This is a genomic window from Bradyrhizobium sp. 62B, assembly GCF_030272265.2.
GTDB lineage: Bacteria > Pseudomonadota > Alphaproteobacteria > Rhizobiales > Xanthobacteraceae > Bradyrhizobium.
On the sequence record NZ_CP092841.2, the window covers coordinates 5,386,845 to 5,399,100 of the forward strand.

Sequence of the window (12,256 nt, forward strand, 5' to 3'; positions counted from 1 at the left end):
TGCCCGTTACAGTACAGTGACGTAACAAGAATGTCACAGCGAGCGACAAACCTCCGCCGTTCCAGCTCCGTTCGAAAGAGTTGATGACGCGCCTGAGGCGACTGGCAGTAGCTTCTGCGCGGGGTTTGGTGGTCGCCTGCGAAGGAAAGCCGAGATGCCAGCTTATGTACAGCATCATCAGGACGTCGAAATCGCGCCCGTGAATTGTCCCACCTGCATGGGTTTCCTGCCGATGTATGTGCGCGAGGTCGAGCCGCATTGGAGCCTTGCCAAGATCGACTTTGTCTATGAATGCGCCGATTGCGGCGCCGAGGTCAGACAGACCATCCGCAAGCCGGAAGTGCTGCGGCACTGATCGCGAGCGGCGAACCGCTCAACTATTTGCGTTCAGCGGAAAAAACGCCGCTCATGCGGGTCTGATGTCTCCCAAACGAGGCTTGTTCTTTGCCGGGAACGCAGGCAGAACAAGCCCCAAGCAAGACCTTTGGGAGCGCCCTTTCGTGGCTGATCAGAAGGCCTCGACCTCGATCGAGGCAGTGGAGAGCGGCCTCGCCGCGCAGGGCTATATCGCGAGCCGGCAGATCGCGACCGCCGTCTATTTGTCGCAGCAGATCGAGAAGCCGATCCTGGTCGAGGGCCCCGCGGGCGTCGGCAAGACCGAGCTCGCCAAGGCGATCGCCGCCTGGCGCGGCATGAAGATGATCCGCCTGCAATGCTACGAAGGCCTCGACGAGGCCAAGGCGCTGTACGAGTGGAAATACGCCAAGCAGCTTCTCTACACACAGATCCTCAAGGACAAGCTCGGCGAAGTCCTGGGCGGTGCGCAGACGCTGCATGCCGCGCTCGACCAGCTCCACGATTTTGGCGACGTGTTCTTCTCCAAGGAATTCGTCGAGCCGCGTCCCCTGCTCCAGGCGCTGGAGCAGCCGGGCGGCTGCGTGCTCCTGATCGACGAGATCGACAAGTCGGACGCGGAATTCGAATCCCTGCTGCTGGAGATCCTGTCCGACTTCCAGGTCACGATCCCCGAGCTCGGCACCGTCTCGGCCATCACGCCGCCGACCGTCATCCTCACCTCCAACAGCGAGCGCGATCTCGGTGACGCCCTGAAGCGGCGCTGCCTGCATCTGCATATCGGCTTCCCCGAGCAACGGCTCGAGGAGCGCATCGTCGAAAGCCGCGTGCCCGGCATCTCGCAGGCACTGCGCCGGCAGATGGTCGGCTTCATCCACGAGATCCGCTCGCTGGATCTGAAGAAGCTGCCTTCTGTCAGCGAGACCATCGACTGGGCGCGCGTCCTGGTGCTGCTGCAGGCCACGGAGCTCGACACCGATATCGTCAAGGACACCCTCAACGTGCTCCTGAAATACGAAGCCGACATCGAGGCCGCATCGCCGCAGGTGACGACCTTCATCGCCAAGGCGGCACGGTCCAACGTCTTCGGTTGACGCCGATGCGCGAGAACCTCCATCGTTTCTTTCGGGCGGCGCGGGGCGTCGGCGTCCACGTTTCGCCTGCCGAAAGCATCGATGCGATGCGCGCAGTCGCGCAAGTCGGCATCTCCGACCGTGCCGTGCTGCGCGACGCTCTGCTTCTGACGCTCGCCAAATCGCAGGACGAGAAGCTCGCGCTCGGCGACTGTTTTGACCTCTTCTTCAGCCAGCCTGAGCCGCGGCAGGATCAGCCCGAGACGCCCGACGACGGCGCGTCGCAGGACGCAGATCAGTCGCCCTCCTCCAGCTCGGCCAGCGAGCCGGGCGAAGGTCAATCTCCCGAGGATTTGGGTCCGCTTGCGCAGATGCTGCTGTCGCAGGACCGCAATGCGATCGCGGCCGCCATCGCCAGCGCCTCCGGTACGGCCTCCCTGTCCGACATCCGCTACTCCACTCAGCGCGGCATCTTCTCCAGCCGCATCCTCGACGCCATGGGCCTGCAGCGCCTGCGCGACGATCTCGACGAGCTGACCGCGACCAATCCCGCGCTGGCCGAGCGACTGCGTACCGCCCTCGACGGCTTGCGCGAGGCGGTGCGCGATACGGTCTCGCAGGGGCTTGCGCTCTATGCCCGCGAGGAGGCCGAAAACCTCCGCAACGAGATCCTGCGCAACGCGCCGCTTGCCCGCATCGAGCGGCGCCAGATCGCCGAGATGCGCGCCCTCATCCGCCAGATCGCGCGCCGCCTGCGCGAGCGCTATTCCAAGCCGCGCAAGCGCCAGCGCCGCGGCCATCTCGATGTCCGCCGCACGTTGCGCCGTAACGCGGCGTGGGGCGGCGTGCCCTTCCTCACGGCGTGGAAGCGCAAGCACCGCGACCGCCCGAAGATCGTAGCGCTCTGCGACGTCTCCGGCTCGGTCGCGCAAGTGTCCGATTTCTTCCTGCTTCTGATCCACTCCTTGCACGAAGTGGTCGACGACGTCCGCTCCTTCGCCTTCTCCTCGCATCTGATCGAGGTCAGCGACATCCTGGAGGCGAAAGCGCCGGAAGAGGCGATGGCCGAGATCATGTCCAAGGTCGGCTTCGGCTCGTCGGACTACGGCTCGTCGCTGGTCGATTTCGAGAAGGATTTCATGAGCGCGCTGACGCCGCGCACGACGGTGATCGTGCTCGGCGACGCCCGCAGCAACAATCTCGATCCGCGCGCTGACATCCTGCGCCGCATCTCAGAGCGCTCGAAGCGGCTGGTCTGGCTCAATCCCGAAGGACGGCTTGCCTGGGGCTTCGGCGATTCCGAGATGCCACGCTATGCGACCTTCTGTACCGTCGTGCGCCAGTGCGCCACCGCGCAACAGCTCGAGCGCGCCGTGTCGGATATCGTGGCAACCTATCAGTAGGTCTCGCTCGCGACCAATCTCAGTTTCGCACAAGCTCCGCCTGGCCGACGTTGCACTCCCGGAAGTGATAAGCAATCTCGTCGAGCGCGCGCTGCTCCCATTCCTCGGCTTGCGCGAGCCAGAACAGCCGGCGATCAAGATCGAATGCCGCACGCTCCCGGCACAGGGTTTCCTGACTGCGAATTTCAACGAGCCTGTTCATGCACTCCACTCCTGCCGCGTGAAGTCATTCGCCGCGAATCAAAATAGCAGAATCCCGGATCGCCCGCTTCATGATATCTGGGCATGTCGCGACACATAATGGGACAGGGATACTTCCCGTGCACTGCGGTAGCTCGCAGCGCAACATCAACTGCGGATCATCAATTAGTGATCGAACCGCGGGACGATATTCGCGATCAGACGATCTACTTCTCGTGTCGCAACGAAGTGCGGCAATTCGTGAAGAGACGTTCTAAACAGCCCACCGAATTCCCGACTCATTGTCGTCGCATGGTCTTCATGCAGCGCCGCTAACAGAGGCGCGAACGGCACGATCTCTTGAGGCAACATGAGCAACGATTTCGATTTCGAACTTGCACCGGACCAGTGGGAAGCGCTGCGTACACTTCGTAACCCGCTGTCGAACCGTCGCCTCTCGAAGTCCTATCTCGTCGAAGGCCTCGTCGAGCTCGGCCTCGTCGCCATCAATGACGGCGTACCTGCGATAACGCCGGCGGGCCGCAAGGTGCTCGTGCGCGGATCGTGCCGGTTGCTGGATCTCGTGGCGTGAGCCGTTCGCGCTGATCCTCAGCGACCTTCCCTGCCGGCATATCGCCGCGCAGGTCAGTCGCTCCACTGCAGGAGCGGCGATCCATACGCCCTCCTCCAGACCGACAGGAAACGCGGAAACCAGGAGTGAGCCACCGCGCCCTTATAGGCCCAGGTGCGATATTTCAGACCCTGCTCGGAGATCAGCTCCTGATATCCGCCGTGCAGCTCGGTCGCGGTCCGAATGTCCTTCAATATTCCCTGAGCGCACGAACGATAGGTGTCGCTCCCCGAAAACTCATCATAGTCCAACATGCGATCCGCAAATTCGACGTTGAACGTCGGCCAGGAAGAACGTCCCTGGTAAGCAGGCGCCGCAATCTTGTGGATCATCTTGTTCCGCGGATTATCGGCAGACACCAGGAAGTGGAACGTGCTGGGGATGCGAAAGCGCGGCTCGGCGATGATCAGATCCGCCGTGGCCGCGAACAGCTTACGCTCGCTCGCATCGTTCAGATCCCAGAAGCCGCGATGCACGCTGACAAAATCCAGCGCGACCGAAGACGCCGGCGAACTCGCCGGACCGTCCAGAGAATGCCTGATGTATCCGTCTCTGCCGAACAGACGAAGCAGGTCCTTCTTGTACTGCGCGAGATCGCACCCGAGCAGCCTCTTCAGCTCGTTCTCGTCGACGATGCCGAGCTGCACGCTCCACACGAAGGTCGTGTGGACGCAGGCATTGGTCACGAAGCGCCGGCGCTCGGCGCGGGTATCCGTTGCGGCGGAGCGAGGGCGACGGGCATCACACAGCAAAGAGGCGGTGCCGTCATGACCGAACAGCTCGAGCTCGCTTGCGAGCTTGAGGATCGCGCGCTTGAGGTCACCGCCATATTCGGCCAGCAGCAGGCGGCCGGCATGCGCACATTGCGACATCGCCAAATAGGACGACGTCCTCTGATCGGCCGAGATCATCTGCTGCAGGCCGGCCAGAATGCCGAGCAGTGTATCCGACGGACGCGAGAAGTAATTCACACCGAGGTATCGACCGCGTCCGGCCGGGACGATGGTCGTCGTGACGACGTCGGCGCGAACCGCCTCCAGCAACAAACGGATGCTCCTGTCGAGCAGCCGGGCTCGCCGCACGGCATCCTGCGCATCCATGATGGTTTCGGGGTCGAGGACGTCAGAATAGAACCAGGCGAAGTCACGGGGATAGTAAGCGGATGCGTGTGGTGTGCCCGTGACGAGGAAGGCCTCGGTGACCGAAAATGCGCTGTCCATCGAGTGCCGGTACAGGTCCTCGATGGCCGATGACGAATGAGGCGATCTTCTCAGGAATCGATCCCCCAGAAAATTGACCGCCTGGAGGGCATTGGCGACAAACGTCGCAGCCGTGCCTTGGTAAAATCGGTTTCTACGTTCTGAGGGCAACGAGATATCGCTATTCCTATGCGGCCAGGGTCACTCCGATGGTGCGGCCACCATCCAGAGCATGGCTGATTCGTATTTCGCCCAGATGACCGCCGGCCTCCGGTTCCACGTTGAATTGGTGTATGAAGCACGACCAGCGACGCCGATTTTGCCGTGATCGGCGGACACGGCGCGACACTCACCGAGGAGGTTCGATGGCCGGTGTATCCGAACGCGACGAACACTTTCTGCGCCTGTCCTTCGCTGTCGCCCGCCGCGCCCTCACCCATGGCAATCATCCCTTTGGCTGTATCGTCGTCGCGGGCGGCAAGGTGCTGATCGAGGCCGAGAACGGCTACATGCCGGATCACGACGGCACCGCGCATGCCGAACGTCTCGCGGCCACCCAGGCCTGCCGCACGCTCAGCCGCGAGGTGCGGGCGACAGCGACGCTCTATTCCTCGGCGGAGCCCTGCGCGATGTGCGCCGGCGCGATCTACTGGGCCGGCATCGGCCGCGTCGTCTACGGCCTCAGCGAACATCGCCTGCGCGGCGTCACCGGCAACCATCCGGAGAATCCGACCCTCGATCTGCCATGCCGCGAGGTCTTTGCCAGCGGCCAGCGGCCGACCGAGGTCGTAGGCCCAGCGCTCGAGGACGAAGCCGAAGCCCTGCACGACGGCGTGTGGACGAAGTAGGCACAAGCTCAGATCTGTCGGGTGGGTTAGCAAAGCGACTGCGCGAAGCGCAGTCCGCTGGCGTAACCCACCACGCTTCCGCGTTCGCCGAACGAAGTTGGTGGATTACGCCTGCGGCTAATCCACCCTACTTTCTTCCCGCAAACCTCAACCGATCAGAACTTCACGGAGATCCCGGAATAGAGCGAGGATTCGGTGCAGGACCCGGTGCTCACGGTCCGGCCACCGACGGCCGTCGTACAGCCGACGGCAAGATTGTGATCGAGACCGAACTTGTTCTGCCAGTAGCGGTAAGCCACCCAGACGTCCACGAAGTGGGAGTACTTGTCGCCCCAGGCCGCCTTCGAGGCATCGAAGGTCAAGCGGATCGGCTCCGAATTCAGCTCGACTGCCGTGTTGTAGACACCGTTCGCCGGGCTGAAGGGAAGCGGTTCGGTGTCGGTGCCTTTCTTGCCGTACCAGCCGGCGCGGCCGCTGATCGAGAAATATTGCATGTTCGGCGGCAGGAAGCCGAGATCCATGTAGTAGTTGATCTCGACGGCCCAGGTCGGCTTGAACGAGGTATTCCCGTCCGCGATGCAGGTCACGCCGGGAACGCCCGGACCGAACAGTCCGCACTGGCTGAACGCGTTGTGATTGGCGAACTCCCAATACACCAGCGGTGCGACGTTGAAGTAACCCTTGTAGGGCAGATCAAACGCAAACTGCAGACCGCCGACGACGTCGCGCTTGGCGGCGCCGAAATACCTGTTCTCGGTGTTGGCATCCATGCCGACCTCGAACGAGATATTGTGCAGCGGTCCCGCGGTGAAGGCTTTCGTGTTGAACAGCTCATTCCAGCCTAATGTCGAGCGGAACAGGCCGTAGATCTCGGTCGCACCGGCGCACGATGCCGGCGCGCCGAAGATCGTGCCCGCATTGGTGCAGGGCCCGGCCGGGTCATTGTGATCGGACTTGTACATCGAGATGGTGAAGAAGTTCGTGCCGTACGCCCAGGCGTCAAAATGGGTGAACGAGTAGACCTGCTTGGTGGTCTTGCTGTCGATCGACCCATCGGGCCGGAACGACCACGCACCGGGCTGCGAGGCGTTGAAGATGTAGGAGAAGGTGACGCGGTTATCGATCACCAGGAAGAACGGAAGGTCCTGCGCTTTCTTGGCAGCCTTGACCGGCAGATCCGCCGCCTGAGCCAAGCCACCGGTGGCCAGCGTAGCAAGTGACAGCGCCGTTGCTGCCACTGCCGTGAAACGAAACGACATCCTGAATACCCCCAAGTTTGGACACGTCAACAAACGCCCTTGGGTGCGAGACTTGCGCCGATCTCCCCGAGTGAGAAGCCTCAACTTTTTCCAAGGCATGCCGCTTGTTTCGGCAAGCGGCGGCGCTCCATCCTGGAAATCAAAAGGCTTTTCACGGCATCCCGCCGAGGCGCGCGGCTGGGCGAAGCCGGCTATTGTCGGACATTCCCGTTTGATTTCGCTCTTCTTTCATGTCGGGCGAATGTTGCGGTGCGCGATGGTCAGGGAGCCGACGCGGCGTCGATCCGCAGGGCGTGAGCGTGATGGCGCAATCTTGCTCACTGCGACGTCAAGTCTGCCTAACCGGTTCCGATTTGGCTTGAACCGTCACAAATCTGCAACAGCGCGCGCGTGAGCCGCGCCCGCGGGGCGATGACAAGGCGTACGAGCACCGCCACCCGATCCCTGCCAAAGCGTTGAGCAAGGGATGACGCATTTTCACACCTTACGCCGGCGTTCAAACTGGCCCAGTATCGAGACACTTCACCATGCAAGCGCATCAGCGAATGTTGGATTCGACACCTGACGGCCTGAATTCCGGCGAGTCCCCGCTGCTGCGGACGATCGGGCTCACCAAACGGTATGGCGATTTCCTTGCCAATGATTCCATCGACATCGATATCTGGCCCGGCGAAATCCACGCGCTCCTCGGTGAAAATGGGGCAGGCAAGTCGACGCTGGTCAAAGCGATCTACGGGCTGATCCAGCCGAGTGCCGGAGAGATTCGCTGGCAAGACCAACGTATCGTGCTGTCCGGCCCCTCGGAAGCACGCGACCGCGGCATCGGCATGGTGTTTCAGCACTTCTCGCTGTTCGACAATCTTACGGTCGCCGAGAACGTCGCGCTCGGCCTCGACGGACAAGAATCCTTCGGGGGCATGTCGGCGCGGCTGGAGCAGGTGTCGAAAACCTATGGTCTGCCGCTCGATCCCAAGCGCGAGGTCTGGCAATTGTCGGTCGGCGAGCGCCAGCGAATCGAGATCGTCCGCGCGCTGATGCAGGACCCGAAATTCCTGATCCTGGACGAACCCACCGCAGTCCTGACGCCGCAGGAATCCGATCAGCTTTTCATCGTGCTGGAACGCCTCAGATCCGAAGGCCGCGCCATCCTCTACATCAGCCACAAGCTCGAGGAGGTGAAGCGGCTCTGCGATACCGCAACGATCCTGCGCGGCGGCAGGAAGGTCGAGACCTGCGATCCCCGGCACGAGACCGCAGCTTCGCTCGCCCGCATGATGGTCGGCGGCGAGATCAAGGAAGTGAAGGCTCGCGCCGGCCGACAGACGACTGTACCGCGCCTGGTGGTCAACGATCTCTCACTCGCGCCAACCGAGGCGCATGGCGTGCGTCTCGAGCACATCTCGTTCGAACTGAAGGGCGGCGAGATCCTTGGCATCGCCGGCGTCGCCGGCAACGGCCAGGACGAATTGTTCGCCGCGCTGTCCGGTGAGCGGCGGTCGAAGGATCCGGGCACCGTGGTGATCGAAGGCATTGCCGCCGGCCATCTCTCCATCACGGAGCGGCGCAAGCTGGGTGCGGCATTCGTCCCGGAAGAGCGGCTCGGCCATGGCACGGCGCCCCGCATGAAGCTCTCGGAGAACGCGCTGCTGACCGGTCACGCCGCAAGCGGCATGGTCCGTCGCGGCTTCATCAACGCGGCCGCCGCGCTGAGGATCGTCGACCGGACGACCGAAACCTTCGACGTACGCAAGGCCAAGCGCGACCCCGAAGCAGCGTCCCTCTCCGGCGGCAATTTGCAAAAGTTCATCGTGGGACGCGAGATCCTGCGCAACCCCGCGGTGCTGGTCGTGAGCCAGCCGACCTGGGGCGTCGATGCCGGCGCCGCTGCCGTCATTCGCCAGGCGCTGCTCGATCTCGCAAGCGCGGGCGCCGCCGTGCTCGTGACCAGCCAGGATCTGGACGAGCTCGGCGAGATCGCCGACCGTATCGCCGTGATGTTCCACGGCAGGTTATCGGCGCCGCTCGCCGCCAGCGAGGCGACGCGCGAAAAGCTCGGCCTTCTCATGGGCGGCAGCAGCTTGGAGCCGAAGGAGGCCGCGCATGTTGGTGCTTGAGAAGCGCGCCGAGCGCTCCGGCACGATCGCGCTGGTCTCGCCGCTGATCGCGGTCGGCCTCACGATCGTGACCATGATCATCCTGTTCGCGATCCTCGGCAAGAATCCGCTGCTCGCCTTGCACGCCTATTTCATCGCACCCCTCACCGACGGCTATTCGCTCCAGGAGATCGCGGTGAAGGCGACGCCACTGGTGATGATCGCGATCGGACTGTCGCTCTGCTATCTCGCCAATGCCTGGAACATCGGCGCCGAGGGCCAATTCCTGATCGGCGCGGTCGCCGGAAGCTGGATCGCGGTGAGGACGCAAGGCACCGACGCCGGCGCCTGGGTGTTGCCGGCGATGCTCGTGCTTGCAGCTGCCGCGGGCGCGCTCTATGCGCTGATCCCGGCCATCTGCAAGGTAACGTTCGGTGCCAGCGAGATCCTGACCAGCCTGATGCTGGTCTATGTCGCCGACCTCTTTCTCGACTATCTCGTGCGCGGACCCTGGCGCGATCCGCACGGCTTCAATTTCCCGACCACGGCCGAGTTCGACCCGGTGGCGACCGTCCCGCTGCTGATCGAGGGTGGCCGGCTGCATCTCGGCTCCATCATCGCGCTTCTAGTCGTGACGGCGGCCGCAATCCTGCTCGGACGAACCATCAAGGGCTTTGAGATCCGTGTCGTCGGCGCAGCCCCCCGCGCGGCGCGGTTCGGCGGCTTCAAGGCCGATCGGCTGATCATCCTGACCTTCGCGGTATCAGGCGCGCTCGCGGGCCTCGCCGGCATCATCGAGGTTGCAGGTCCCGTCGGCCATCTCCAGCCCGGCATCTCCCCGGGCTATGGTTTTACGGCGATCATCGTTGCCTTCCTCGGCCGTCTGAATCCGCTTGGTATATTGATTGCAGGCCTTTTCCTTGCGTTGACTTTTATCGGCGGCGAGCAGGCGCAGATCACGATGAAGATCCCATTGGACGTCACCAAGGTATTTCAAGGCATTCTGCTGTTCTACGTGCTCGCCTGCGATTCCCTGATCCTCTATCGCTTTAAACTGGTCTTGCCGAACCGTCAGGTGGCCCGTGGAACTCGTTGAAGCCATCGTCCTGGCCGTACTCGCCGCGTCGACGCCACTCCTGATCGCCGCGACCGGAGAGCTCGTGACCGAGCGCGCGGGCGTGCTCAATCTCGGCGTCGAGGGCATGATGATCGTCGGCGCGGCCTGCGGCTTTGCCGGCGCCTGGCTCACGGGATCCATCTTCATTGGCGCGCTGTTTGGCATCGTCGCGGGCACGATGATGTCGCTGATCTTCGCATTGATGGCGCTCGGGCTCGCCGTCAACCAGGTTGCGACGGGTCTCGCGCTGACCATCCTCGGTGTCGGGCTGTCCGGACTGATCGGCGCCGGCTTTGTCGGCGAGCGCATCACGCCGGCAGCTCATCTCTCCATTCCGGGCCTCACCGACATCCCGCTGGTCGGCCGCGTGCTGTTCGGCGAGGACGCCTTCGTCTATGTCTCCATTGCACTCGTCGTCGGCGTCTGGTGGTTCCTGTACCGCACGCGCGCTGGACTGATCCTGCGCGCCTGCGGCGACAATCACGTCTCCGCGCATGCACTCGGTTATCCCGTGCTGCGCATCCGCACCTTCGCCGTGATGTTCGGCGGCGCCTGCGCCGGCCTTGCCGGCGCCTATCTGCCGCTCGCCTATACACCGTTCTTCATCCCGGGCATGACCGCGGGCCGCGGCTGGATCGCGCTGGCGCTGGTGGTGTTCTCGTCCTGGCGGCCGGGCCGGCTCGTGGTCGGCGCCTATCTGTTCGGCGCCGTGACGATCCTCCAGTTACATGCGCAGGGCTGGGGCGTCGGCATTCCCTCGCAATTCATGTCGGCGCTGCCTTATCTCGCGACCATCATCGTTCTGGTTCTGCTCTCCCGCGCGCGCAGCGGCGGCTCGACGGCACCGGCCGCGCTCGGGACAGTATTCGTTCCTGACCGCTGAATTTCATTTTCGCGACGGGCGCGATGGGGCGCGCTCGCTTGCGGATCGTGGCTTACCCCTGATGTTTGGAGATCGATGATGAGGAAATCATGTCTTGCGCTGGCCGCTACGCTCCTGCTCACCGGGAGCATCGGTGCGGCCTCCGCCGCCGACAAGCTGAAGGTCGGCTTCATCTATCTGGGCCCGATCGGAGATTTGGGGTGGACCTATCAGCACGATCTCGCGCGCCAGGCTCTGGTGAAGGAATTGGGCGACAAGATCGAGACCACCTATCTCGAGAACGTGCCCGAAGGTCCCGACGCCGAGCGCTCCATCGAGCAGTTGGTCCGCGCGGGCAACAAGCTGATCTTCACGACGTCGTTCGGCTACATGGATCCGACGCTGAAGGTCGCCAAGAAATATCCGAACGTGCATTTCGAGCACGCCACCGGTTACAAGCGCAACCCGAATATGTCGACCTATTCGGCCAGATGGTATCAAGGCCGCTACATCCAGGGCCTGATCGCGGCCAAGATGTCGAAGTCGGGCGTGCTCGGCTATATCGGCTCGTTCCCGATTCCGGAGGTCGTCTCCGGCATCAACGCGACGATCCTGGCTGCGCAGACCATCAACCCGAACATCAAGGTCAAGATCATCTGGGCCAACACCTGGTTCGATCCCGGCAAGGAGGCCGACGCTGCAAAGGCATTGATCGACCAGGGCGCCGACATCATCATGCAGCACACGGATTCGCCCGCCGCCATGCAGATTGCCAGCGAACGCGGCAAGCTCGCCTTCGGTCAGGACTCCGAGATGATCAAGTTCGGGCCGAAGACCCAGCTCACCTCGATCCTCGACACCTGGGGCCCCTACTACATCGAGCGCGTCAAGGCCGAGCTTGCCGGCACCTGGAAGTCCGAGGACAGCTGGGGCGGCCTCGACAGCCACATGTTCGCGATGGCGCCCTACACCAACATGCCTGACGACGTGAAAAAAATGGCGGAGGATGCCCAGGCCGCGATCACCGCGGGCAAATTGCATCCATTCAAGTGCCCGATCATTGGGCAGGACGGCAAGCCCGTGGAGTGCAAGGGCGGCGATCACCTCGACGACGGCCAGATCCTCGGCATGAATTTCTACGTCAAGGGCATCGACGACAAGCTGCCGGGCAAGTAGCACGCTTCTTGCTTTGACTAAAACACCTGCTCCTCCCGGAGGAGGTTCGGAGGGGGTGGCC

General features: G+C 63.1%; 12 protein-coding genes. 9 read left to right on the forward strand and 3 right to left on the reverse strand.

What is annotated here, in order from left to right; genetic code table 11:
- Window positions 1-154: 154 nt before the first annotated feature.
- From ML401_RS25840 to ML401_RS25850, 3 genes are all read left to right on the forward strand, one after another.
- Window positions 155-355: a hypothetical protein gene (locus ML401_RS25840; protein WP_194403530.1), complete on the forward strand. Its 201-nt coding sequence runs from the start codon at window positions 155-157 to the stop codon at window positions 353-355.
- 145 nt (window positions 356-500) lie between these two features.
- Window positions 501-1,448 carry a MoxR family ATPase gene (locus ML401_RS25845; protein ID WP_027562443.1) on the forward strand — a complete coding sequence of 316 codons (948 nt, stop codon included), beginning with the start codon at window positions 501-503 and terminating at the stop codon, window positions 1,446-1,448.
- Between the two features lie 5 nt (window positions 1,449-1,453).
- The gene (locus ML401_RS25850; RefSeq protein WP_285807409.1) at window positions 1,454-2,830 is read left to right on the forward strand and encodes a VWA domain-containing protein; all 1,377 of its coding nucleotides are present in this window, start codon (window positions 1,454-1,456) and stop codon (window positions 2,828-2,830) included.
- Window positions 2,831-2,849: 19 nt separating this feature from the next.
- On the opposite strand, the gene ML401_RS25855 is transcribed toward ML401_RS25850, so the two are convergent.
- Window positions 2,850-3,032 carry a hypothetical protein gene (locus ML401_RS25855; RefSeq protein ID WP_194403532.1) on the reverse strand — a complete coding sequence of 61 codons (183 nt, stop codon included), beginning with the start codon at window positions 3,030-3,032 and terminating at the stop codon, window positions 2,850-2,852.
- Between the two features lie 348 nt (window positions 3,033-3,380).
- Here ML401_RS25855 and ML401_RS25860 point away from each other — a divergent pair, with 348 nt between their 5' ends.
- Window positions 3,381-3,602, forward strand: a complete 222-nt coding sequence (locus ML401_RS25860) for a hypothetical protein (protein WP_194403533.1) — start codon at window positions 3,381-3,383, stop codon at window positions 3,600-3,602.
- 53 nt (window positions 3,603-3,655) lie between these two features.
- On the opposite strand, the gene ML401_RS25865 is transcribed toward ML401_RS25860, so the two are convergent.
- Window positions 3,656-4,861 carry a hypothetical protein gene (locus ML401_RS25865; protein ID WP_285807410.1) on the reverse strand — a complete coding sequence of 402 codons (1,206 nt, stop codon included), beginning with the start codon at window positions 4,859-4,861 and terminating at the stop codon, window positions 3,656-3,658.
- Window positions 4,862-5,205: 344 nt separating this feature from the next.
- Here ML401_RS25865 and ML401_RS25870 point away from each other — a divergent pair, with 344 nt between their 5' ends.
- A complete protein-coding gene (locus tag ML401_RS25870) occupies window positions 5,206-5,688 on the forward strand; it encodes a nucleoside deaminase (protein ID WP_285807411.1) in 483 nt (160 codons plus the stop codon).
- A gap of 155 nt (window positions 5,689-5,843) precedes the next feature.
- Here the strand turns inward: ML401_RS25870 and ML401_RS25875 are convergent, their stop codons facing one another.
- Entirely contained in the window at window positions 5,844-6,947 is a 1,104-nt protein-coding gene (locus ML401_RS25875; protein WP_285807412.1) for a hypothetical protein, read from the reverse strand.
- Window positions 6,948-7,474: 527 nt separating this feature from the next.
- Between ML401_RS25875 and ML401_RS25880 the strand changes: the two genes are divergently transcribed.
- The 4 genes from ML401_RS25880 (at window position 7,475) to ML401_RS25895 (ending at window position 12,195) form a co-directional block, all read left to right on the forward strand.
- The gene (locus ML401_RS25880) at window positions 7,475-9,061 is read left to right on the forward strand and encodes an ABC transporter ATP-binding protein (protein ID WP_376717310.1); all 1,587 of its coding nucleotides are present in this window, start codon (window positions 7,475-7,477) and stop codon (window positions 9,059-9,061) included.
- Window positions 9,048-10,136 (forward strand): ABC transporter permease, encoded by a 1,089-nt coding sequence (locus tag ML401_RS25885; RefSeq protein WP_211419947.1) that lies wholly within the window; start codon window positions 9,048-9,050, stop codon window positions 10,134-10,136. Before ML401_RS25880 ends, ML401_RS25885 begins: the two co-directional genes overlap by 14 nt.
- Entirely contained in the window at window positions 10,123-11,040 is a 918-nt protein-coding gene (locus ML401_RS25890; RefSeq protein ID WP_285807414.1) for an ABC transporter permease, read from the forward strand. Before ML401_RS25885 ends, ML401_RS25890 begins: the two co-directional genes overlap by 14 nt.
- Window positions 11,041-11,118: 78 nt before the next feature.
- On the forward strand, window positions 11,119-12,195 hold the full coding sequence (locus tag ML401_RS25895; protein WP_285812746.1) for a BMP family ABC transporter substrate-binding protein: 1,077 nt from the start codon (window positions 11,119-11,121) through the stop codon (window positions 12,193-12,195).
- The last annotated feature ends 61 nt before the right edge of the window (window positions 12,196-12,256 follow it).